This is a genomic window from Haloechinothrix sp. LS1_15 (genome assembly GCF_033042135.1).
Taxonomy (GTDB): Bacteria; Actinomycetota; Actinomycetes; order Mycobacteriales; family Pseudonocardiaceae; genus Haloechinothrix.
In genome coordinates, this window is record NZ_WBXM01000004.1 from 154,068 (window position 1) to 175,352 (window position 21,285).

The 21,285-nt window shown below is 67.5% G+C and carries 21 protein-coding genes and 1 pseudogene; 10 read left to right on the forward strand and 12 right to left on the reverse strand.

All coding sequences use genetic code 11. The features are described from left to right. Positions 1-216 precede the first annotated feature (216 nt). From F8178_RS08075 to F8178_RS08090, 4 genes are all read left to right on the forward strand, one after another. The gene (locus F8178_RS08075; RefSeq protein ID WP_317494064.1) at positions 217-753 is read left to right on the forward strand and encodes a DUF6879 family protein; all 537 of its coding nucleotides are present in this window, start codon (positions 217-219) and stop codon (positions 751-753) included. A 23-nt stretch (positions 754-776) separates the two neighbouring features. After that, positions 777-1,598 carry a helix-turn-helix transcriptional regulator gene (locus F8178_RS08080; RefSeq protein ID WP_317494065.1) on the forward strand — a complete coding sequence of 274 codons (822 nt, stop codon included), beginning with the start codon at positions 777-779 and terminating at the stop codon, positions 1,596-1,598. A gap of 131 nt (positions 1,599-1,729) precedes the next feature. Then, complete coding sequence (locus F8178_RS08085) at positions 1,730-1,897, forward strand: hypothetical protein (RefSeq protein WP_317494066.1); 168 nt, start codon at positions 1,730-1,732, stop codon at positions 1,895-1,897. Further along, the gene (locus F8178_RS08090) at positions 1,882-2,274 is read left to right on the forward strand and encodes a hypothetical protein (RefSeq protein ID WP_317494067.1); all 393 of its coding nucleotides are present in this window, start codon (positions 1,882-1,884) and stop codon (positions 2,272-2,274) included. Before F8178_RS08085 ends, F8178_RS08090 begins: the two co-directional genes overlap by 16 nt. A gap of 17 nt (positions 2,275-2,291) precedes the next feature. Here F8178_RS08090 and F8178_RS08095 read toward each other — a convergent pair whose 3' ends face one another. After that, positions 2,292-2,903 carry a hypothetical protein gene (locus F8178_RS08095; RefSeq protein ID WP_317494068.1) on the reverse strand — a complete coding sequence of 204 codons (612 nt, stop codon included), beginning with the start codon at positions 2,901-2,903 and terminating at the stop codon, positions 2,292-2,294. A gap of 211 nt (positions 2,904-3,114) precedes the next feature. Here F8178_RS08095 and F8178_RS08100 point away from each other — a divergent pair, with 211 nt between their 5' ends. After that, positions 3,115-4,176, forward strand: a complete 1,062-nt coding sequence (locus F8178_RS08100) for an iron ABC transporter substrate-binding protein (RefSeq protein ID WP_317494069.1) — start codon at positions 3,115-3,117, stop codon at positions 4,174-4,176. Between the two features lie 64 nt (positions 4,177-4,240). On the opposite strand, the gene F8178_RS08105 is transcribed toward F8178_RS08100, so the two are convergent. From F8178_RS08105 to F8178_RS08120, 4 genes are all read right to left on the reverse strand, one after another. After that, entirely contained in the window at positions 4,241-4,777 is a 537-nt protein-coding gene (locus tag F8178_RS08105; protein ID WP_317494070.1) for an AmiS/UreI family transporter, read from the reverse strand. Positions 4,778-4,793: 16 nt separating this feature from the next. Beyond that, positions 4,794-6,047, reverse strand: coding sequence for a formamidase (gene fmdA / locus F8178_RS08110; RefSeq protein WP_317494071.1), 1,254 nt, complete (start codon positions 6,045-6,047; stop codon positions 4,794-4,796). 49 nt (positions 6,048-6,096) lie between these two features. After that, the gene (locus F8178_RS08115; protein WP_317494072.1) at positions 6,097-6,426 is read right to left on the reverse strand and encodes a zinc ribbon domain-containing protein; all 330 of its coding nucleotides are present in this window, start codon (positions 6,424-6,426) and stop codon (positions 6,097-6,099) included. A gap of 129 nt (positions 6,427-6,555) precedes the next feature. After that, complete coding sequence (locus tag F8178_RS08120) at positions 6,556-6,981, reverse strand: MarR family transcriptional regulator (RefSeq protein ID WP_317494073.1); 426 nt, start codon at positions 6,979-6,981, stop codon at positions 6,556-6,558. 130 nt (positions 6,982-7,111) lie between these two features. Here F8178_RS08120 and F8178_RS08125 point away from each other — a divergent pair, with 130 nt between their 5' ends. Together F8178_RS08125 and F8178_RS08130 are read left to right on the forward strand one after the other, a co-directional pair. Next, positions 7,112-8,197 carry a substrate-binding domain-containing protein gene (locus tag F8178_RS08125; protein ID WP_317494074.1) on the forward strand — a complete coding sequence of 362 codons (1,086 nt, stop codon included), beginning with the start codon at positions 7,112-7,114 and terminating at the stop codon, positions 8,195-8,197. 95 nt (positions 8,198-8,292) lie between these two features. Further along, complete coding sequence (locus F8178_RS08130) at positions 8,293-9,123, forward strand: NAD-dependent epimerase/dehydratase family protein (protein ID WP_317494075.1); 831 nt, start codon at positions 8,293-8,295, stop codon at positions 9,121-9,123. 68 nt (positions 9,124-9,191) lie between these two features. Here the strand turns inward: F8178_RS08130 and F8178_RS08135 are convergent. After that, positions 9,192-10,068 (reverse strand): annotated as a pseudogene (locus tag F8178_RS08135) (NAD(P)-dependent oxidoreductase). A gap of 258 nt (positions 10,069-10,326) precedes the next feature. Between F8178_RS08135 and F8178_RS08140 the strand changes: the two are divergent. Both F8178_RS08140 and F8178_RS08145 read left to right on the forward strand, forming a co-directional pair. Further along, complete coding sequence (locus F8178_RS08140) at positions 10,327-11,601, forward strand: ATP-grasp domain-containing protein (RefSeq protein WP_317494076.1); 1,275 nt, start codon at positions 10,327-10,329, stop codon at positions 11,599-11,601. A gap of 36 nt (positions 11,602-11,637) precedes the next feature. Continuing rightward, a complete protein-coding gene (locus F8178_RS08145) occupies positions 11,638-13,662 on the forward strand; it encodes a CocE/NonD family hydrolase (RefSeq protein ID WP_317494077.1) in 2,025 nt (674 codons plus the stop codon). Positions 13,663-13,885: 223 nt separating this feature from the next. Here the strand turns inward: F8178_RS08145 and F8178_RS08150 are convergent, their stop codons facing one another. The 4 genes from F8178_RS08150 to F8178_RS08165 all read right to left on the reverse strand — a co-directional run bounded on the left by F8178_RS08150 (position 13,886) and on the right by F8178_RS08165 (position 18,906). After that, on the reverse strand, positions 13,886-14,158 hold the full coding sequence (locus F8178_RS08150; protein ID WP_317494078.1) for a hypothetical protein: 273 nt from the start codon (positions 14,156-14,158) through the stop codon (positions 13,886-13,888). Positions 14,159-14,286: 128 nt separating this feature from the next. After that, positions 14,287-14,997 carry a PIG-L family deacetylase gene (locus F8178_RS08155; protein ID WP_317494079.1) on the reverse strand — a complete coding sequence of 237 codons (711 nt, stop codon included), beginning with the start codon at positions 14,995-14,997 and terminating at the stop codon, positions 14,287-14,289. Beyond that, positions 14,994-17,588, reverse strand: coding sequence for an MFS transporter (locus tag F8178_RS08160; RefSeq protein WP_317494080.1), 2,595 nt, complete (start codon positions 17,586-17,588; stop codon positions 14,994-14,996). The genes F8178_RS08155 and F8178_RS08160 overlap by 4 nt, the downstream gene beginning before the upstream one ends. A gap of 490 nt (positions 17,589-18,078) precedes the next feature. Beyond that, the gene (locus F8178_RS08165; RefSeq protein ID WP_317494081.1) at positions 18,079-18,906 is read right to left on the reverse strand and encodes an oxygenase MpaB family protein; all 828 of its coding nucleotides are present in this window, start codon (positions 18,904-18,906) and stop codon (positions 18,079-18,081) included. 82 nt (positions 18,907-18,988) lie between these two features. On the opposite strand from F8178_RS08165, the gene F8178_RS08170 reads away from it, so the two are divergent. Further along, complete coding sequence (locus F8178_RS08170; protein ID WP_317494082.1) at positions 18,989-19,672, forward strand: TetR/AcrR family transcriptional regulator; 684 nt, start codon at positions 18,989-18,991, stop codon at positions 19,670-19,672. Between the two features lie 9 nt (positions 19,673-19,681). Here F8178_RS08170 and F8178_RS08175 read toward each other — a convergent pair whose 3' ends face one another. Together F8178_RS08175 and F8178_RS08180 are read right to left on the reverse strand one after the other, a co-directional pair. Continuing rightward, positions 19,682-20,350 carry a metalloregulator ArsR/SmtB family transcription factor gene (locus F8178_RS08175; protein ID WP_317494083.1) on the reverse strand — a complete coding sequence of 223 codons (669 nt, stop codon included), beginning with the start codon at positions 20,348-20,350 and terminating at the stop codon, positions 19,682-19,684. Positions 20,351-20,419: 69 nt separating this feature from the next. Next, on the reverse strand, positions 20,420-21,265 hold the full coding sequence (locus tag F8178_RS08180) for a PhnD/SsuA/transferrin family substrate-binding protein (protein ID WP_317494084.1): 846 nt from the start codon (positions 21,263-21,265) through the stop codon (positions 20,420-20,422). Positions 21,266-21,285: the final 20 nt, after the last annotated feature.

A 21,285-nucleotide genomic window follows, 5' to 3' on the forward strand; every position in this document is an offset into this window, starting at 1 on the left:
TGGTGGGGTAGGTACTGCTGCGGTGGCTGTGCCGTGGTCACTGGTTCCTGAGCTTCGCGATGCACAACCGCGTGCGGGGTTGATAACCGTTGATCACGAGTACCTCCTCGTGTGCGGAGTTGCGGTAACGGATCCCGAACTGTTGGCAGAGTTGAACATGCCGCACGGCGAGAACGCCGTCGAGGTGTCCAGATCGGTGCTGCGCGAGCTGGAGCCATGTTGATGCTGACCGAGTACGAGCTCGGAAACTATATCGAGCAGCACTTCACGTCGACATTGTTCCGGTTGGAGACGTTGCCGTACTATGCGGTGGACAGCGACGCACACGACTACTACCGCTACCTGGCAGGCGAGTCCGAGCCCAGCAGTACCTGGCCGGACGTGATCCGACGCGAAGTAGCTCGCGGTCTGTACACGTATCGGGTGCACGTGGTCCGGTCACCGCTGACCGATTACTTGCGATACGAGTTCGAGTGGGGATATGTCTACAATTCGTTGGCTGGCGAGCGTATCCGCATCATCGATACCGCTGAGCATCGCAAACCGGACGCGGTTCCGGACGAGGATTTCTGGTTGATCGGCGACGAACACCTCCTCCTCATGCACTACGACGAGCACGGTGCGTTCAAGGGAGCGAGTGTCGGGGATACCCGCTTACTTCCTATCTATATCGCCGCCCGCGATGCGGCGTGGTCAGCCGGGGTGGACTTCAACGCATACTGGAGGGAGCACCCGCAGTACCATCGTGGCTAGCCAATAGCCCGAGAAAGGTGTCGATGCGGGAACCCACCAACGAGCTCTCGGCCACACTGCGCCGGTTACGGAAGGATGCTGGCTTGTCCGGTGCCGAGGCTGCTCGGCGCGCTGGCCTCAGCCAGCCGAAGGTGTCTCGTACCGAGACCGGCACGTTCATGCCGACACCGGAACAGGTCGACGCCCTCTGTCAGGTTTACGATGCACCGACTGAGGTGCGAAAAGGCCTGGTGGGCATGGCTCGTGAGGTGCAGGAAGATCGCATCTCGGCGCGTATCGTATTGGAACGCGGCGGCTGGCGGCTCCAGGAGCGCATCGGGCGTATCGAGGAGGTCGCTGGTCGCGTTCGGAGCGTCGCTCCCACGCTGGTCCCAGGTCTATTGCAGACTCGGGGGTATGCCGAGGCGCTTTTCGGGGAGTCGCTGACACACGATGATCGACAGCGAACTGTCGATGCGCGCATGATGCGACAGCGGCTACTGGACACGCAACGTGAGTTCACCTTCGTGCTGACTGAAGGTGCTCTGTGGTGGAACATGGGCGGTGCGCGCGTCATGAGCCAGCAGCTGGCGTACCTCGACGAGGTCTCGCGCAGGGATAATGTTCGCCTTGGGGTGATCCCATGGTCCACTCCGGTGACCGTTCCAGTGCTTCATGCCTTCGACCTCTATGACTCACGTGCCGTCCTGTTCGGCACTCAGACCGCGACCGCACTGGTCACCGAATCGCGCGAGGTCACAGACTACGAAGCTCACTGGGCGGAGCTACAGCCGTTCGTTTCGTACGGGGACGACGCCCGCGCGATCCTGGAGCGCATCACTGCGGTGTACCAGAACGCCGGTTGACCTGAACTGACGCTTGACCAGCAGCGCTTCACTTCTTGATTTATGCAATAAGTTGTGAATAAACTTGGACTGACAGTGCTTCGAGGGCTGGAGGTTCGAATGACTGGGGAAATGATGTTCAGGGAGTGTCGATGGCCAGTTTCGTAACATTGCTGGTGGTGATGGCGGTCTGCGTGCTCGGCGCAGCCGTGCTCAGCCTGCCCGCGATCGCGTTCGCCGGGGGACGCGCATCGGAGTGGGTGGGGAGGTGGCGAGCTCGCCGGGATGGTGGCAGGTGTCGTCGATGCCGGATGCGGTGACGTTGCGCTCCTGGAGTCTGGAGGAACTGCTGGGAGAGCTGCGTAGGCGGCGCTGGACGTTGCTGCGCTGGGGCTCTCCGGTCAACCCCGAGCTGCTGGCGGCGATCGCCGAACGGCACGGGTGTGCGGATGTGGTGATCCTGCGCGCCGAGGAGGATGCCACGGGCTACCGCGCCACCTCGTGGGGAGCGTCCTCGGTGCTCACCCCACGAACGGTCTCCTATCAGTACCACGCCACCGCCGTGTGGACGCTGCGTGCGATGCTGGCGCTTCCGTCGCCGGGCGCTGAGGGGGCTCCGATGGCGGTCGAGACGCCGCACCCCCGGTGCTCGGTGCCCGACTGCCTGCCTCCGCCGATAGTGATCCGGCCGCTGTGACCGGCGATCATGCCCGCCTATGTCTGCTCGACGAGGAAGTCGATGACCACGCGCTGCGGGTCGTCGAGCCGCTGCACCGTGTACGGCACCTCACCGTCCAGCCCCACGTGGAATAGGTGCCGTCCCTCGAACACCGTGTCCTCGACGAGCTCTGCGATGTGACCATCCTCCGGGCCGTCGAGTCGTTCCGGGCCGTCCCACGGCTCGATCCCCTCAGGCATGGCCTCCTCGTCGGTGGGCATGGCGATGTTGGTGACCGCGGCCGCCAGCACCGCCTCCCCCTCGATGTCGACCTCCTCGCCCTTGCCCTGGGTGCGCGGGTCGTCGGTGTAGGCCAGGTGCCAGCCCGCGTCGCCCTCGCCGCCGATCTCGAACACGAGGCGGTCGAAACCCTCGTGGCTGCCCATCCGGACGTCGGTGATCACCACCATGGGGCCAGCGCCCTCGGTGGCCTGCTCGTCGGTGCCGGAGCCGAAGGTGAACGGTGTCGCTCCGTCCTTTCCGCTGTCCTCGCTCGCCGTTCCTGCTGGTTCGTCAGCCGCATCCTCGGCCTGGTCGTCCGCGGGTGAGCACGCGCCGAGCAGCACGGCGAGGGTGGTTGTTGCCGCGAGCGAGGTCCGCAAACGCATGGCAGGTTCCTCCTTCATGGGACTGCTCCCGCCAGGTGGCGGGAGTGCGGTATCTGGACCCATGAGAGTAGATCCGAGCGAGCCATTCGGCAGGACAGCTCACCCGCAGCGAGGATGAAACCGGAGCGACATACATCACTGTTAGGTTTGCCTAAATTAGGTTAGGCTTCCCTTCGAGTTAATCGTTCCCTGCAAGGAAGGTTCGAGTTCGATGAGAAGACCTGTGCTGTTGCGTTTCGGCGCGCTGGCCGCCGGTGCGGTGCTGCTGCCTGCTCTGGCCGCGTGCGGCACCGACGAGGAGAACGGTGGCGGCGATGCTGCCGCCGAGAACGGCGAGGGCGGCACCCTGACGATCTACTCCGGGCGCAACGAGGAGCTGGTCGGCGGGATCCTCGACGAGCTGGAGGAGGCCACCGGCCGGGATGTCGAGGTGCGCTACGGCGACAGTGCCGAGATGGCCGCGCAGCTCCTCGAAGAGGGCGACGCCACCGACGCCGACCTGTTCTTCTCGCAGGACGCCGGGGCGCTGGGCGCACTGTCCCAGCAGGGCATGCTCGCCGAACTGCCCGACGAGGTTCTCGACGTGGTTCCTGAACGCTTCCGGGCCGAGGACGACACCTGGGCGGCGACCTCGGCGCGTGCCAGGGTGATCGCTTACAACGCCGAGCTGGTCGACGAGGCCGAGCTGCCCGACAACCTCGATGAGCTCGTCGACGAGCGCTGGCGCGGCGAGGTGGGCTTCGCGCCGACCAATGCTTCCTGGCAGGCCTTCGTCACCGGCTTGCGGGTACTCGAAGGCGATGACGGTGCCCGTGACTGGCTGATGGCGTTCCGTGACAACGAGCCGGAGCAGTTCGAGAACAACTCCTCCACCCTGGAAGGGGTCGACAACGGCGAAGTCTCCCTCGGGTTGATCAACCACTACTACCACCACGCGCTGGTCGAGGAGCGCGGTGAGGACAACGTCGACGTCGAGATCCACTACGCGGAGCAGGACGACCCGCTCGCGCTTGTCAACATCGCCGGGGTCGGTATCCTGAACAGCAGTGACAACCAGGATGCGGCCGAGGAGGCCGCTGCCTTCCTGGTCTCGGAGGATGCGCAGCAGTACTTCGCCGACGAGACCGCCGAGTACGCGGTCCGCGACGGGGTGACGTCCACAGTGCACGACCTGCCGCCGATTGACGAGCTGCCCAGCCCGGACATCGATCTGTCCGAGCTGGCCCCACTGGAGGAGACCCTGGAGATGCTCCAGGACGTGGGACTGTCCTGATCGGATCGATCCTTTGATGTGCGGTTGTGTGGCCCCGGGCGTGATCTGCCCGGGGCCACACCGGTCAGGCTGCCGGTAACGGCAGGAGCTCGTTGAGCAGCAGGTAGGCGGGCAGCCAGGCGGTCCCGACCCCCGCGAGCAGCGTCACCGCAGCTGCCAATCGGGTGATGGCCAGCCGCTGCGCGAGCAGCAGGAAGTACAGGAACCACAACACCGCCCACACTGCCCAGTTCACGGCCAACCAGGTCAGCCACGGCTGGCCGTCGGCAGCGGTGAAGGTGAGCCAGGCGGTCGGTACGGCCGTGATCGCGACGAACAGGCAGTACCAGCCCAACCCCCTGCCGTCGACATCCAGATACTGGTTGATCGCCACCCACAGGTAGGTGAAGGCGAACAGCAGGATGTAGGCGGCGAGCTCGATCGAGGCGAGGTTCCCCTCGATCGTTCCCACCACCGCCACGGTGATCGCGGAGATCAGCCCGATACCGCCCGCGAAGGTATTGAGCACCCCGACCTCGCGGTCGGCGATGTGGCCGAGCAGCCAAATGCCGTTCACGACCAGTACGGCGCCGACGTACAGCAGCACCAGTGCGATGATCATCGTGTGCTCCCGGTGCTCAGCTGGCGACTGCGGCCTGGCCGCGATCGCCTGACACCGGACCCGTCGAAGACGGCCGGATGTCGAAGTCGAAGATCGCCGTCGGCAGGTACAGCGAGCAGCAGGCGTTGGGGAGGTCGACCACGCCGCTGATCCGCCCCTCGATCGGTGCCGACCCCAGCAGCAGGTAGGCCTGCTCCCCGGTGTAGCCGAACCGCTTCAGGTACTCGATGGCGTTCAGGCAGGCGTTCCGGTAGGCGACGGTGGCGTCCATGTAGTGGTTCGTGTTCGTGTCGTGGTCCACCGAGACGCCGATGAACGTCACGAACTCCGAGTACCGAGGCTCTACGTTGCCCGGCATGAACACCGGGTTGGTGGTGATGCCGTACCGCTCCATACCGCCCTTGATGACGTCGACGGCGAAGTCGATAAAGCCACCCATCTCAATCGCGCCGCAGAAGGTGATCTCGCCGTCACCCTGGCTGAAGTGAAGGTCGCCGCCCGAAAACTTCCCGCCGGGGACGAAGACCGGGTAGAAGATGCGTGACCCGCGGGTGAAGTTCTTGATGTCGTGGTTCCCGCCGTTCTCTCTGGCTGGCACGGTCCGGGCGCCCTCGCGCGCGACCTTGTCGAACTCGACGGAACCGGGGCGCAGCGTTCCCGCGAGCACGTCGGACGTGTTGGGCGGCAAGGCCAGCGGTGGCACGCGATCCGGGTCCGTGGCGATCAGGTTGCGCTCCCGCTGGTTCCATCGATCCAGCAGCTCCGCCGACGGTGCGGTGCCGAACAGCCCGGGGTGGGTGATGCCGGTGTAGCGGATCCCCGGAAGGTGCCGGGAGGTCGCCTGCTGCCCGTGGAAGTCCCAGATGGCCTTGAGGGGGTCGGGGTAGTGGTCGGTGAGGAAGCCGCCGCCGTTGTTCCTGGCGAACACGCCGGTATAGCCCCACCCTTGTCCGGCGACCGGGCCGGTCTCCTGCGGTACGGGGCCAAGGTCGAGAATGTCGATGACCAGCAGGTCACCTGGCTCAGCTCCCGCGACGGAGATCGGCCCGCTGAGCATATGGCATCGGTCAAGGCCGATGTCGCGTACATCGTTGGCCGAGTCGTTGTTTCCGATCTGCCCATCGGTCCACTCACGACATTCCACACGGAATTCTTGACCGGGACGTACCTCCACCGCAGCGGGAATGTCGGGATGCCAGCGGTTGTGCCCGGGAACGTCCTGCTCGGTCATGCTTTTCGACTGATCGACACTGAATACCACGTCAGGCATGGCTTTCCTCCTTGATGGGCTGGGCTGTCACGTTCGCTCGTCGCCGGGATCACCGGCCGGGGTCTGCCGGGTGCGGGGCCTGGCGCAGTCGCTGGGCAGCCTGCTTGCCGACCAGCTTCACCAGTTCCGGTCGGGCCGGGGCGGGATCCGGCCGGGGGTCGGTGTCGCGACGGGTGACGCGCGGGCGCTCGCTGCTCTCGGCCGCGCATTCGCGGGCCGCGCTGACCTCGCGGGATACCCGATTCAGTCGGGGCGGGGAGAATGCGCGGCGAGCGTGGCCGTCGCAGCCCGGACAGGGTTCGGTGGTAGGTGCGGCTCCCATGGCGTGTACGCGCTCCAGAGGGCCGCAGCTTCGGCACCGGTACTCATAGCTCGGCATATGGTCCCTCCGACGCAAGTAGTTTCAGATGAAACTAATCCGGATGGAAATATAAGTCAAGACTGATACGGGCTTCCGTTGCTGCTGAGGCGGTGCTGCCTGCGTCGCCGGATGGTGGCGGCGTCCGGGTCAGCGACGGTGTGCGGTGAGGCGTTCGAGGAGCTCGGCCAGCCGGGCCTTGTCCTCCTCGGTGAGTGCCGCGGTGAGGGCCTCCTCCTCCCGTTCCAGCGTGGCGGCGAGGTTGCGGTAGAGGTTCTTGCCTCGGGCGGAGAGGTAGACAAGCACGCGCCTGCGATCGGCGATGTCGCCACGCCGGTAGATCAGGTTGACCTCGACCAGCCGGTCGATCACCCGGGTCAGCGTGGCGGCGGGCAGCATGGCGTGCTCGGCGATGTCGCGCATGGTGTGCCCTGATCCATCGGCGAGCAACGCGAGCACGCGCCATTGGGGGAGCGTCAGGCCCTCGGCATCGAGCGCCGCACCCAGCCGACGGGACACCTCGTGCTCGGCGCGGGTGAGGAGCTCGGCGAGCTGCCAGCCAACGCGTGCGGTCATTGCGCCTCACGTCCGATCGCGACTACGGTCATAGTCACTATAAATGATTCCTGTTGGAACTATGTGTTCCCGACCGGGCGGCAAGCGATGGGAGTCTTCCATGCAGCCGATATCGTCGACCCGAGGCGATGTGACACGCCCGATCACTCCGGAGACGGGAACCATGCAGGTGGCGCTGGTGATCCCGCTGCAAGGCCCGGAGGGAATCTTCGGACCGTCCTGCGAGGCGTGTGCCCAGCTCGCGGTTGACGAGATCAACGCGACCTCCGGTGTGCTCGGGCGGGAGCTGCGCCTGGTCGTCGTCGACGGCGCGGCCGGGCCGGAATGCGTCGCCGACGAGCTGGACGTGCTGATCTCGGCAGGGGCGATCGACGCCGTGACCGGCTGGCACATCTCGGCGGTCCGCGAGGTGGTGGCACCGCGTGTCGCCGATCGGGTGCCGTACGTGTACACCCCACTTTACGAGGGTGGCGAGCGTACGCCGGGGGTGTTCCTGACAGGCGAGACGCCGGGCCGCCAGCTGCTGCCCGCGATGCGGTGGATGGCCGCCGAGCTCGGTGTGCGCCGCTGGTGCATCGTGGGTGACGACTACGTCTGGCCTCGCGGCTCCGCCGCGGCAGCGCACGGGTACGCCGAACGGTGCGGCGCGCGTATCTGCGACGAGGTGTACGTGGGGCTCGGCACGGAGGATTTCGCCGGACCGCTGCGACGCATCGAGCGCAGCGGCGCGCAGGGTGTGCTGATGTTCCTCGTCGGCAACGACGCGGTGCGGTTCAACCGGGCTTTCGCGCAGGCCGGGCTCGACCGCGAGCTGCTGCGGCTGAGCCCACTGATGGAGGAGAACATGCTGGCGGCTAGCGGGCCGGGCGCCACGCGCGAGATCTACAGCGCCTCCGGCTTTTTCGAATCGGTCGCCACGCCCGAGTCGCTGGACTTCATCGGCCGGTACGCGACGCGATTCGGCCCGGAAGCGCCGCTGCTGAACAGCATGGGTGAGTCGTGCTACGAGGGGATGCGGTTGCTGTCGGCGCTGGCCTGCCAGGCTGACGCGCTGGACGTGCGGCGGATGTACACCGAGGCCGAGGCCGTGGCGTATGGCGGGCCACGCGGTGAGGTTCGGCTCAGCAGCAATCACCTGAACCAGCGCGTGTACCTGGCCAAGGCCAGCGAGATGCGGTTTGACGTGCTCACCGAACTCCCGCCGGTAACGGTCTAGGGAGTACTAGCTCCATCGTCCTCGCGGGAACCGGCTGCGGGCGTGGTGCGGTACCGCTGCGATGATGAACCCGGCGGTGGACAGAAGAGGTGAGCATGAGCGTACTGCTTGTCGGGTGCGGGGATCTCGGCACCGAGGTCGGGTTACGTTTCGCGGCGGAGGGGCGCCACGTGGTCGCGCTGCGCCGCACGGTGGGGAACCTGCCCGTGGAGATCACGGGGTACCCGGTCGATCTCACCGACGGGGTACCGGATATCCCGGGCACCACGGAGATCGTCGTGATCGCCCTGACTGCCGACCAGCGCACGGAAGCGGCTTACCGTTCCACCTATATGGATGGTGTGGCCAACGCCCTGGAGGCGGTGCGGCGAGTGCACCCGGAACGCGTGCTGTTCGTGTCGTCCACATCGGTCTACGGGGTCTCCGATGGGCGCTGGATCGACGAGGAGACGCCCGCCGAACCGGCATCACCGAACGGGGCCGTGTTACTCGAAGCCGAGCGGCTGCTGCACGAGCGGGTGCCCCGCGCGACGGTGTTCCGGCTAGCCGGCCTGTACGGCCCTGGTCGGGGTGCGCTGCTGCGGCGGGTGCGCGAGGGCGAGCCGGTGCCGGACCCTCCCGGCTACACCAACCGGATCCACCGCGACGACGCCGCCGCGGCGATCGTGCACCTGACCACCCGGGTCGCCGACCCCGCCTCGGTCTACCTCGGTGCCGATCACTCGCCCGCGTCCCAGGCCGAGATCATGTCGTTCCTGGCGACGGAGCTCGGCGTGCCGCAACCAGCGGGTACCGGCCGGGAACCAGTACGCGGCAAGCGCTGCCGCAATGACCGCCTGGTGACCAGCGGCTTCCGCTTCACCTATCCCACCTACCGGGAGGGCTACCGCGCGGTACTGGCCGGGCACGGAGTCGCCCACCGCTGAGTCGGGCGTGGGGCTGAACGTGACGTTCAGCGCTTTCTACGGAACCAACGCCACGTTCGGCTCCCGGCTCATCGCCCGGACAGCTCCTCGACGAGCTTCAGCAGCGCGGAATGATCCAGGTAGCCGTCGCCGCGCGTCACCATGGCACCCATGAGCTGGGCCACCTCGGTGCCCGCCGGGATCGCCGCCCCCGCCTGGCGGGCAGCCGACTGCGCGATCCCCAGGTCTTTGTGGTGCAGTTCCATCCGCCCACCAGGGCGGAAGTCGCGCCGTAGCAGGCCGTCCGCCTTGCGGTCGAGGATCGCGTTGCCCGCGAGGCCGCCGGAGAGCACACGCACGGCCGCCTGGGTGTTCACGCCGTGCGCGTCTAGGAACACGATGCCCGTCGGCGACGGCCTGAATCATTCCCGCCACGACGAGCTGGTTGGCCGCCTTCACCGTCTGGCCGGTGCCTGCCGGGCCGACATGGACCACGGTGGCGCCCATGGCATCCAATACCGGTCGTGCGGCCGCGACGTCGGTGGCCTCACCCCCGACCATGATCGCCAGGTCGCCGTCGACGGCTCCCTGCTCACCCCCACTGACGGGCGCATCGAGGGCGCCCACCGCGCGGTCGGCCGCGCGCCGGTGCACGGTACGCGCGGTCTCGGGGTGGATGGTGCTGCAGTCGACGATGGTCGCGCCGTCGGCGGCATGGGCGAGGACGCCGTCGTCGCCGAGCACGACCCGCTCAACGGTGTCCGAATTGGGCAGCATCGTCACCACGACATCGGCCGAACGCACGGCCTCGGCGACCGAACCGGCCGTGTGCCCACCCCGCCCGGCAAGCCGCTGCCTGGCTGGCTCGCTCCGGTTGTAGCCGAGCACCTCGAACCCGGCTGCGACCAGGTTGCCTGCCATGGGGCCACCCATGATGCCAAGGCCGATGAATCCCACGGTAGCCACGCTCGGTGCCTACCACCGACCAGGTACCCGCGCAACCACCGGCCCGGCCATGCCGTGTCGGGCGCCCCAGCATGCCGTGTCGGGCGCGCGGGCATGTCGTGTCGGGCGCCTGGACACGCCGTGTTGACGTGGCGCGGCTCAGCGAGCGTCCTGCGCTGCGGCTGGCGGCCAGATCCGGCAAGCTGAGAGGGGCACGACGCACATCCGCCTCCCGTGGCGCAGTCGGCTGCCAACCCCCATCGCTGACCGGAGAACCTGATGCCGAAGAACGTTTTCGTCCTGGGAATGGACGAGCACAACCGGCAAGTCCTCGAGGACATGCCCGGCGCCGCGGACTGTGCCTTCCACCAGTTACTGACCTTCGAGGAGATCTACCGCGATGAGATCGTCCTCGACCAGCTGCTGGCGCAGGCCCAGCGGCAACTCGATTCCTTCGACGGCCCGATCGACGCGATCATCGGGTTCTGGGACTTCCCCATCAGCACCATGCTGCCGCTGCTGCGCAAGCGTTACGGCCTACCGGGAGCGCGCCCGGAGGAGGTGCTCATGTGCGAGCACAAGTACTGGAGCAGGCTGGTGCAGCAGCAGGTGATCGAGGAGTACCCGGCGTTTGGGCTGGTCGACCCCGACCACGACGGCGGACCGCCGGAGGGCTTGCGATACCCCATGTGGGTTAAGCCGGTGAAGTCGTTCGCTTCGGTCCTGGCCATCGGTGTGAACGATGACGAGGCCTTCCAGGATGCGTTGAGCACGATCCGCGCCAACATGGACTGGGTGGCCACCCCGTTCGAAGCGCTGCTGAAGTACGTCGACCTACCCGCCGAGATCGCCGAGGCAGGGAGCAGGGCGTGCCTTGTCGAGGAAGCCATCATCGGCAGGCAGGTCACCGTCGAGGGCTACCGTTACGAAGGCAAGGTCGTCCTCTACGGTGTCGTCGACTCGGTGTGCTACGACAACAGCCCCAGCTTCCTCCGGTACCAGTACCCGTCTTCGCTGCCGGAACCGGTGATCGAGCGGCTCGAGGACATCTCGGACCGCTTGGTCCGCGCGATCGGCCTGGAACGGATGACGTTCAACATCGAGTACTTCTGGGACCCCGGGACTGACGCGGTGGCACTGTTGGAGATCAACTCCCGGCACTCGCAGTCGCACGCCGAGCTGTTCGCCTATGTCGACGGTATGGCCAACCACGCGGCGATGCTGCGGCTGGCGCTGGGGCAGGACCCGCGGTTCCCGCACCGCGAGGGCCCGTACGCGGTCGCCGCGAAATGGTTCGTGCGGCGGTTCACCGACGGTGTGGTGCGGCGCATCCCCACCCCGGAGGAGATCGAGGCGATCCAGCACATCGTGCCAGGCACCACGATCGAACTCACCGTGCACCAGGGCGATCGGCTGTCTGAGCTGCACCGGCAGGACAACTACAGCTACCAGCTCGCCAGCGTCTACATGGGTGCCGACGACGAGGCGGAGCTGACGGCGAAGTTCGAGCAGGTTGTCGCTGCACTGCAGTTCGAGATCGACAACGTAGACTAGAAGGCACACAGTGAAGGCGTCGAGGAGCGGTGAACGATGCGGACGGTGACTCAGCTGCCCTATGCCGTCCGGGAAGAAGAGCACATCTGGATCCCGATGGCCGATGGCACGCGCCTGTCGGCGAGGTTGTGGCGTCCGGCGCATTCCGATCTTGAGCCGGTACCGGGCGTCGTGGAGATCATTCCCTACCGGCAGCGCGACCTCACCTCCCGCAGGGACTCCATCCATCACCCGTACCTCGCGGGGCACGGCTATGCGTGCCTGCGGGTGGATCTGCGGGGCAGTGGCGAATCCGAGGGCGTGCTGACCGACGAGTACCTCGACGAGGAGCTGGCCGACGCCGAGGACGTGCTCGCGTGGCTGGCCAAGCAGCCATGGTGCACGGGCAGGATGGGCATGATGGGGATCTCCTGGGGCGGGTTCAACTCGCTGCAGGTCGCCGCGCGCCGCCCACCGGGGTTGGACGCCATCGTCACGGTGAGCTCCACCGACGATCGCTACGCCGACGACGTGCACTACATGGGTGGATGCCTGCTGTCGGACAACCTGTCGTGGGCATCGACCATGTTCGCCTACAACTCCTGCCCGCCGGATCCCGCCGTGGTGGGCGACCGGTGGCGCGACATGTGGCTGCGCCGGCTGTCCCGCAGCGGTTTGTGGCTGGAAGAGTGGCTGCTGCACCAGCGCCGCGACCAGTACTGGCAGCACGGCTCCATTTGCGAGGACTACTCCGCGGTGCAGTGCCCCGTGATGGCCGTCAGTGGCTGGGCCGATGGCTACACCAACGCCGTGTTCCGCATGCTGGCCAACCTGAATGTGCCGCGTAAGGGCCTGGTCGGTCCGTGGGGTCACAAGTATCCGCACCTGGGCGAGCCAGGGCCAGCGATCGGGTTCCTGCAAGAGGTGGTGCGCTGGTGGGACCACTGGCTCAAGGACGTCGAGAACGACGTCATGGCCGATCCGATGTTGTGGATCTGGATGCAGGAGACCGTCCCGCCGTTCACCGCCTACGTCGAACGCCCGGGCCGCTGGGTCAGCGAGCCGAGCTGGCCGTCGCCGAACGTCACGGAGACCACGCTCCCGCTGGAACGCAACCGCATCGCTCGGCAGGGCGAGGACGTGAACGAGGAGGAACTGACCATCGAGTCGCCGCTGTCGGTCGGGCAGTACGCGGGTAAGTGGTGCTCCTACAACGCGCCCCCTGATCTGCCCTACGACCAGCGAGAGGAGGACGGTGGCTCGCTGGTGTTCGACACCGATGAGTTCACCGAGCGCTGCGAGATCGTGGGCGCCCCGGAGATCGACCTGGAATTCTCCGTGGACCAGCCAGTGGCGATGGTGGCGGTGCGGCTGTCCGACGTCGCCGAGGACGGCCAGGCCACCCGCATCAGCTACGGGTTGCTCAACCTCACCCACCGCAACGGGCACGAGGACCCCGAGCCGCTCGTGCCGGGGGAGCGGTACCGCGTCACCGTGACCCTGAACGCCATGGCGCAGGCGATCCCGCCGGGACACCGGCTGCGGCTGGCGTTTTCCACCTCCTACTGGCCGCTGGCCTGGCCACCGCCGCAGCCAGTGCGGTTGACGGTGTTCGCCGGGACGAGCAAGCTGCGGTTGCCGATCCGCCCGCCTCGGGAGAAGGACGGCGACCAGGAAGCGCCGTTCGGTGAGCCGGAGGGAGCCGAGCCGATCTCGGTGACCCAGATCGATCCGGGTGACGAGCGATGGACCGTGACACGGGACCTGGTCAACTACCGGTCGGCGCTGGAGGTCGTCAAGGATCTGGGTGCAGTGCGCTTCGATGACATCGAGTTGACCGTGACGCGTCGCGCCTACGAGCGCTACTCCTGGGTCGGTAACGATGTCACCTCGGCGACGGGTGAGACGGAGTGGTGCATTGGCTTCCAGCGCGGCGACTGGAAGATCTCGGCCCGCACACGCACCGTGCTGACGTCGACGGCCGAGGAGTTCCAGTTCAGCGCGGAGCTGGATGCCTACGAGGGTGAGAAGCGGATCGCGTCCTACAACTGGGACGATTCGGTGCCCCGCGATCTGGTGTGACCGTATCCGTCACCACTGCCGCGTACCGGCGAGGGGGCGCCGGTGCTATGGCGGCGGTGAGTAGTGCCTGGCATGCGTGCGTAGCGACGGCTCGCACTGCGGGCGCCAGGTGCCGAGATGCACCCACTGGCGCCCCCACGGTTGCGTGAGCAGCACTGTGGGGCGGCAGCAGCGAGGACAGGGCTGCGGGCTCGAGTCGATCGCCATCGCGATCCCACCCCGGTCAGGCTGCCCGTGCCGTGGCCACCAACGCGGCGACTCCGGCTCCGGTGATGTGTACGCGGCGATCGAGCGGGCCGCGCCTGCTTTCGATGGCGATGAGGCGGTGTTCGGCAAGGCGGTCGAGGGCAGTCTCGTCCCAGGGCGGGACGCGCCCGGCTTCGATGCCGTCCGGGCCGCGCCACCGGTAGCCGGACGGCCCACCCCAGGACCCCCTGTGGAACAGTAGCTCGCCGCAGGCGGCATGCCGGAGCAGTCGCAGTTCGTGGTCAGTCATAACGCACCTCGCAGGGATGTGACACCAGACACGCTCCTCTGTGATTCGGTGCCGGGCATCGTGCGTATTGCGGAGATGACTACCTATTTCGCGGGCGTACGTACCGGTGGTGGATCTGCGCGGGTGCCTCACTTCCCCGGCAACAGCTCGGTGACATCGGCAGGTACGGGATAGCCCCGGTACAGCCGGAAACCCTCGGCGTAGCCGGTACCTGCCTGGAGCCCCCGCAGCGAGCCGAGCCGCTCGACGAACTCGGTGTAGTCCGTGCCGTGCAGCGAGCGCAACCAGTCGTTCTGGCTGCGGTGCTCGCGCAGCATCGCCAGCTTGATCCCGATCGTCGCGCTGATATCGACCCAGAACTCGGGCTCGCAGCCGATCCCGCCGAGGGTGTCGGCCAGCAGCACCACCGGGATCGTGCCCGCGGGTGGCTCCTCCGGCGACAACAGCGCACAGCATCCCAGCTGCCTGGCGTCCACCGCGATCTTCGATGCCGTGCGGTGGTCGGGATGGTAATCCTCCGGGGAGTGCGTGATGATTACATCGGGGCGCGCGGTGCGGATCGCGCTGATCATCTTCGCGCGCGTGGCTGGGGTGTCGTACAGAAAGCCGTCCGGTTCGTCGAGCCACAGCAACTCCGCCCCGAGGACGGTGGCCGACCGTTCCGCCTCGGCCCTGCGCAGCTCGCTGATCTCCTGCTTCGGCAGGGTTTCCGAGCCGAGCTCACCGTTGGTCATCACGCAGATCGTCACCGTGTGGCCCTGCTTGGCGTAGGCGGCGAGCGTGCCCGCCGCGAGGATCTCCATGTCGTCCGGGTGAGCTCCCACTGCCAGGATGTTCATTGCAGCACCTCGTTCCGGAGTCCGGTGGTGAACTCCAGCTCTTTGCATAGGTGGCTGTCCGGCAGGAAGTCGCGGTAGACGCGCTGCCAGCCGCGCTGGCCCGCTTCCGCCCGGCTGTCGGGCTCAGCAAGGAACCGCCGCACCGTGTGCGCGAACGTCGCCAGGTCGTCGGGATCGTCGACGAGGCACTCGGGCTGGTAGCCGAGCTGGTAACGCAAGCCCCCGACACCGCTGGCCACGACGGGCTTCGCCTTCCACATGGCCTCGGTCAACGTCAGACCGAACCCTTCCGACAGGCTCTTCTGCACGACCACGGTCGCGTGCCGTTGGAGCGCGTTGACCACGGTCGCGTTGGCGATCGGGTCGTCCATCGGCAGGCACGCCAGCTGAATCCTGGACCGCACCTCGGGGTCGAGGGAGCGCCAGTACTCGACGCACCGGCGGAACTCGCGGCCGGCGTCGGGATCGTCGGCTACGCCGTCCACAGCTGGCCCAGCCAGGGTCAGCGTCGCCTCGGTGTCCGGGGCCAGGTGCTCGTGGAAGGCGCGCAGCACCCCGAGCATGTCCTTGACCGGATCCCAGCGCCCGACTTGCAGGATCATCGGCGTGTCCTGGTGTGGGGGTGGGCCGTCGCGCGTGATGTCGGCGCGCAGCGTGACCGCGTGTTGCGCGCCCGGGGACGCCTGGCCTGTGATCAGCCCGGCTTCGGCCAGGATCGCGCGCACTTGCTCGCGATCGAGCGGTTCGTTCTTCGGGCTGGCGGGGTCGATGAACGGGGGGATCACCGCGATCGGGCGGCGGAACGCCAGTGGCGGAACGAACTGCGGCAGCGTGGCGATGATGCCGTGCGATTCGTTCAGGTACCCGGCCAGGAACTCCCAGGCGTGGGTGGAGTACGGGTTGGGGTGGTCGTTGCCGTTGTGGAAGCGCCACAGCACCAGGGCCCCCAGCGCTCGGGCACGCTGCGCCAGCCCCGCGGTCTGCGGGTCGTGCAGGATCACCACGTCACCTGGGGCGATGTAGCGTTCGAGGCTGGCGGCGAGCCGCCTGCTGGTCTCCGCGTAGATCGCCTGGTCGTGGCGGTCGAGCGGCAGCGAGTCGGCGATCCCGGAGATGCCGTTGTCGAGCCGTTTGGTCACCGCGAAGAACTCGCGCGGTGGCGTGATCACCAGCCAGCGCTGGGTGATCTGCCAGCCGCGGGCATAACTGATCGCGGAGCGCAGCATCTCGGCGACGCCGCCACCGTGGGCGGTGGAGTTGATGTGCCAGATCGTTCGATCGTTGCCTGCGCTGGTGATCGCCTCACGCAGCGTGGCGGCACGTGCCGGTTCGATGGTGCTGTACAACTCCCGTGCTTGGTGGCCGGTCGCGGGAACCTCGTGGATATCGGCCATGATTCCTCCTTCCTGATCCGGTGCTTCGACACCGGCTGGGGTGGTTCTCGGCTGGGGTGATCCTGGCCTGCGTACGGCCAGGAAGCTGAGGATGAGCATGGCGAGCGCGGCGATGCCGCCGATGGTGGCGAGCGAGCCGCGTAGGCCGGTGGTTTCGGCGAGGGTGCCGACCGCGGGCGGGCCGGTGAGGTAAGCCAGGTAGGCCCAGGCGGTAAGGGTGGCGGTGACGCTGCCGAGCGGGATGGTGGCTCGTGTCGCGGCGACGCTGATGGCCAGCGGGAACAGCGGCCCTGTGCCGAGGCCGACCAGCACGAGCAGGGCGATGAACACCAGCGGGTGGGGCTGGGCGAGGCTCGCCAGCAGGGCGACCATGGTCAGCGCGGCTCCCAGGCGCGCCACCGTGGCTGGTGCGGTGGCGTTGACCAGCCGGTCGCCCAGGGTGCGAGAGGTCGCCATGGCCGCGCTGAAGACGGTGACCGCGAGACCGGCCAGCGTGGCCGTTCCGCCGAGCTCCTCCCGCACCAGCACCGCCGACCAGTCGGTGACGATGCCCTCGATCAGCAGCGCGCACACCGCGAAGATCACCAGGCCCGGCGCGACGCGGCCGCGGCGCTTACCGCCGTGATCTGCTGTCTCGTGCCCCGCACAGCCGCCGGGGATGGCCCGCCAGACCAGCGCGAGTGCCCCGAGTAAGACGGCGGTGACCGTGGCGAAGTGCGTGGCCACCGGCAGCTGCCCCGCGGCCAGCGCTCCCGCGCCGGAGCCGCAGAGCACACCGAGGCTGTAGGCGCCGTGCAGGCCGGGCAGGAGCGAGCTTCCCCTGGCACGCTCCAGCTGTACGGCCGCGGCGTTCATGGCCACATCGAGCACCCCGCTCGCCGCGCCGAGCGTCAGCAGCGCGAGGGCGAGTGTGGCGAGGTCGGTGGCCGCGGCGATCAGTGGGAGGGCGGCGGCGAACGCGAACCCGGACGCCCGGCACAACGTCCGTGCCGGGACGCGGCGCAGCAACCTGCCGGTGACCAGCAGGGCGGGCACCGATCCGAGAGCGATGCCGAGCAGCGCCACGCCCAGCTCGGCATTGGAGAGCGCGAGCTCGTCCTTGACCGAGGGGATGCGTGGCGCCCAGCTCGACAGGACGCTCCCGTTGAGGAAGAACACCAACCACAGCGCGCTGCGGTGGTTGACGGGAACGCGCACAGGCAGTCCCTCCCAGACCGCCCTGCCGGGTTGTGAAGCCTTGCCGGATTCTGCCCATCCGGCAATTCCTGCGGGCCCGGTCTCCGGACGGAACAGAGACCGTCACCATGCTAGCCATGGAAGGTTCGCGCTCGTCCAGTACTTTTCCCGGGAACACCGCTTCGCGTGTTCAGCCTGAGGCAGTTCATCACGGGTTCCTGATCTGTCTGTTGTGATCGCTAGTGGGTGCGATAATCCCTTGATTGAGCTGTACTGACGGTTGATAAAAGTCCCATATGGATAGACATTACGAAGATCAATCTGCGCTGGTTCGTGGCTGATCCAGAGTGATCTATGATCGATATCACCGTCGCTTTGTCAGTGCCGTTAGCGGCGATCTCACGGCCGTTAACTATCTGTTTGTTCTACCGCCGTGAAGAATTCCGAGTTCCCGTTGTCGTGGATGCGAGGATCGGTGTGGTTACCGCGCAAGTATCGCGGAATAGGCGGTTCACACCAGGTTGCGTCCCGTCCGTATGCGCCACCGCAGGTCGGCCAGGCACAGGTTGTAGGGGAACTGCCGTAGCGGCCGTGGTAACCGGTTCACCACCGCGGCGACCACGCCGGTGAGCCGGTCGAATCGCCGTTGCTGACGTGACGTCCACGGCAGCCGCATCTCCTCGCGGAACCGGGGTGGAAGGAAGCCGGTGGTGACGAATCTGTGGAACGGCGCGAGCGGGGCAGCCACCGTCCGCGGCAGGAAGCGCAGCTCGACCAGGTCGTGCAGGTAGGCGCGCACGGTGTCGTCGATGTGCACGGCGTCGAGCGCGTCGTCCCAGTACTTGGCGAAGGCCGCCCGGTCGGCTGGCCAGAGCTGCGCCGGTACCTGCAGTGTCGTACCGAGCCGCGCGGACTCCCGGTAGATCTCGTCCAAGCTGTGTTCGTCGAGCTCGCCGAGGAAGGCAGCGCAGGTGTCCTCCACGCCCTTGTACAGGCAGGCTGCTACCCACAACTGGAGGTCCGGGTCGAAGGCGTTGTAGGACACCGGGCTGGATTCGCCGGAGCGGACCTGCGCGTGCGCGCCGTTGACCGCGCGGCGGTAGTGCCGCCGTTCCTCCTCGGCGCCGAGCGCGGCGACGGCGAGGTAGGTCAGCGTGGTGCGGGTGCGTTTGATCGGGTGCCGGAAGACCTGCCCGCTCTCCACCGTGCTCTCGACGACGCCGTAGCCCACCCCCGGCCTGCCGAGCTGCATGATCACGTTAGCCGTGCCTGCGAGCAGGCTCGCTCCCACGATGATGTCGTCCATGGTCGCCGCTCGCCGACGCCGGGTGAGTGCCATGGCGCCTCCAGGTCTGCAATCTGAATACGTATGTTATCAGATATGGAACGCCCTACGGGCCCGATCTGTCAAGATGGAGGTCATGGCTGGCACGTCACCACGGGTCTACGGCGGAGTGGCCGGGCACGACCGGCAGGCAGGGCGCAGGGCGCAGCTCATCGAGGCTGGGCTGGAGTTGCTCGGCACCGCCGACGGTGAACCGGGGCTGACCGTGCGCGGGGTGTGCCGGCAGGCCGGGCTGACGGCGCGCTACTTCTACGAGAACTTCGACGGGCGGGAGGAGCTTGCCGCGGCCGTGTTCGAGCACGTGGTCTCCGGTTTCGCCGACGAGACGCTGCGGGCCGTGGAGTCTGCCCCGCCGGATACCCGCTCGAAGCTGCGGGCCGGATTGGGCACCATCGTGCGCACCATCGCCGACGATCCGCGGCGCGGCAGGCTGCTGTTTTCCCCGGCGCTGAGCACCGTCGGCATGGCGCAGCGCCGCGTCGCCTCCACCCGCATGTTCGCCAGGCTGCTTGTCGGCCAGGCGCAGCGGCACTACGGCATCCACGACAGCGCTGGGCTCGACCTGGTCGCGGAGTTCCTCGTCGGTGGCCTCGCCCAGACGTTGACCTCCTGGCTCGACGGCTCGCTCGCGGTGGACCAGGACGGGCTCGTCGACCACTGCGTGGAGCTGTTCCTTGCCGCGGGCGACCCCCGGCTGGCCAGCGACGCCCGGCAGGAAACAGGCGGCCAAGGCGTGCCGCGTTTCGCGGGCGGAACGTGATGGTGCGCGCTATCCCGCGCCCGTCGCGGACGGCCGGTACTCGAAGCGCCATTCCAGGAACCCGCAGTCGAGGCGACGTGCGGCCGTGCCCTTGCTGCGCAACAGCCGGACAGCCTCGAAGGGCAGCGGACAGTACGCGCTCCGGCCATAGGCCACGATGTCCACCGTGTCGGGGACGGTGTCGATGTCCTGCGGCAGCCGTTCCCACGGTAGGGAGCGCGCGCCCACGATGTGCCCGGCGTCGAACTCGACCGCAGGTCGCACGTCGAGCACGATGCAACGCCCCCCGCGAAGTTCGGTGAGCAGGTCCGCGCGGGGTAGGGGGGCCATCTCGTCCTCGGCGCAGAGTTGCAGTCGTGCCCGCTCGGCCGCGGCCAGCCGGGTCAGCGCGAGCTCGCGCAGCGCCACGAACGCGGCGAGCACCTCGTGGCCCGAGATGCTGTAGTAGACGTGAGTCCCGGACTTGCGGTTGGTGACCAGCCCGCCGCGATACATGCTCTGCAGGTGCGCCGATGCGGTGGTGGTCTTCAACGACGTCGCCTGCGCCAGGGATTCGACGGTGCGCTCACCTTGGGCGAGGACCTCGATCAGTTCGAGGCGTTTCGCGCTGGACAGTGCCTTGCCGACCTGGGCGAGCTGGTGGTAGATCGCCTCCGGTGCAGCCGAGGGCTCGACCATGCGTCCACCGTCTCATGGAGTAGTGGAATACGGTTCGTTCCTGGGTGATGGATACCCCTCCGGGCGCGGTTAATCGCTCATCCAGGTGATGGATCCGTCGGGGCTGTAGAAGCCCTCGGTATCCACAGCGGCCTCCAGGAGCCGGTAGCCGCACGTGCGGCCCCGGCACCACATGAACAGGCCGAGGAGGTCGAACAGCGGCGTGCACTCTGGATCGGTGTACGACATGGACAGCAGCATCTCGCCGAACCGGTGCACCAGCCTGGGTGGTGCCGCGTCGCTGACGGTGAGGTTGGCATGGTCGTACGGCGGGGTGCGGCTCAAAACTCGCGTGCTGCTCGGCGGTAGGGTTCCTTCCCTGGTGAGCAGCAAGTAGTTCAGGTCGACCATGACCGCCGCGTCGACCTGTCCCGCCAGCAGCGCGCGTGCCGCTTCCCGCTCGCCCGCCGGGTCGTCGCCGTGCAGCCCGACGGCCTCGTCGAACTGCCGGATCGCGACGTTCTCGTCCGCCACGAGGCCGGCGGACCGCAGGACGTGCCGTGGTACGAGGTTTGCCTGGGGTGAGTCGGGAGCGCCGAGGCCGATGGTGTGCTCGGCGAGCTCGGCGAGCGTGGTGAACGGGGAGTCGTGCCGTACCAGGATGACCGAGGTGACATCCTGATCGGAATCGCGCATGACCAGCGGCCACACCGTCAGCCCGTGCGTGTCGGCGAGCCGGGCGGAGCGGATCCAAGCGAGCGGGGAGTTCCACGCCGCGTGGATGCGACCGCTCGCGAGCTCCTCGGCCTGATGCTCGTAGTGCGAGTAGAGCACGAAGTCCAGCGCGATGCCTCGCTTGGCGGCCCAGGCGCGGAGACCGGACCAGACGGTGACCACGTTTGGTCCGGCAGCGACGGCTCCGAGTAACAGGGCCATCGAAGCACCCCCTCAGATGG

Bases quoted from the DNA above. Each gene is read 5' to 3' on its own strand.
- F8178_RS08075 (WP_317494064.1), top strand. From the start codon at position 217: ATGTTGATGCTGACCGAGTACGAGCTCGGAAACTATATCGAGCAGCAC.
- F8178_RS08080 (WP_317494065.1), top strand. From the start codon at position 777: ATGCGGGAACCCACCAACGAGCTCTCGGCCACACTGCGCCGGTTACGG.
- F8178_RS08085 (WP_317494066.1), top strand. From the start codon at position 1,730: ATGGCCAGTTTCGTAACATTGCTGGTGGTGATGGCGGTCTGCGTGCTC.
- F8178_RS08090 (WP_317494067.1), top strand. From the start codon at position 1,882: ATGCCGGATGCGGTGACGTTGCGCTCCTGGAGTCTGGAGGAACTGCTG.
- F8178_RS08095 (WP_317494068.1), bottom strand. From the start codon at position 2,903: ATGCGTTTGCGGACCTCGCTCGCGGCAACAACCACCCTCGCCGTGCTG.
- F8178_RS08100 (WP_317494069.1), top strand. From the start codon at position 3,115: ATGAGAAGACCTGTGCTGTTGCGTTTCGGCGCGCTGGCCGCCGGTGCG.
- F8178_RS08105 (WP_317494070.1), bottom strand. From the start codon at position 4,777: ATGATCATCGCACTGGTGCTGCTGTACGTCGGCGCCGTACTGGTCGTG.
- fmdA (WP_317494071.1), bottom strand. From the start codon at position 6,047: ATGCCTGACGTGGTATTCAGTGTCGATCAGTCGAAAAGCATGACCGAG.
- F8178_RS08115 (WP_317494072.1), bottom strand. From the start codon at position 6,426: ATGCCGAGCTATGAGTACCGGTGCCGAAGCTGCGGCCCTCTGGAGCGC.
- F8178_RS08120 (WP_317494073.1), bottom strand. From the start codon at position 6,981: ATGACCGCACGCGTTGGCTGGCAGCTCGCCGAGCTCCTCACCCGCGCC.
- F8178_RS08130 (WP_317494075.1), top strand. From the start codon at position 8,293: ATGAGCGTACTGCTTGTCGGGTGCGGGGATCTCGGCACCGAGGTCGGG.
- F8178_RS08140 (WP_317494076.1), top strand. From the start codon at position 10,327: ATGCCGAAGAACGTTTTCGTCCTGGGAATGGACGAGCACAACCGGCAA.
- F8178_RS08145 (WP_317494077.1), top strand. From the start codon at position 11,638: ATGCGGACGGTGACTCAGCTGCCCTATGCCGTCCGGGAAGAAGAGCAC.
- F8178_RS08150 (WP_317494078.1), bottom strand. From the start codon at position 14,158: ATGACTGACCACGAACTGCGACTGCTCCGGCATGCCGCCTGCGGCGAG.
- F8178_RS08155 (WP_317494079.1), bottom strand. From the start codon at position 14,997: ATGAACATCCTGGCAGTGGGAGCTCACCCGGACGACATGGAGATCCTC.
- F8178_RS08165 (WP_317494081.1), bottom strand. From the start codon at position 18,906: ATGGCACTCACCCGGCGTCGGCGAGCGGCGACCATGGACGACATCATC.
- F8178_RS08170 (WP_317494082.1), top strand. From the start codon at position 18,989: ATGGCTGGCACGTCACCACGGGTCTACGGCGGAGTGGCCGGGCACGAC.
- F8178_RS08175 (WP_317494083.1), bottom strand. From the start codon at position 20,350: ATGGTCGAGCCCTCGGCTGCACCGGAGGCGATCTACCACCAGCTCGCC.
- F8178_RS08180 (WP_317494084.1), bottom strand. From the start codon at position 21,265: ATGGCCCTGTTACTCGGAGCCGTCGCTGCCGGACCAAACGTGGTCACC.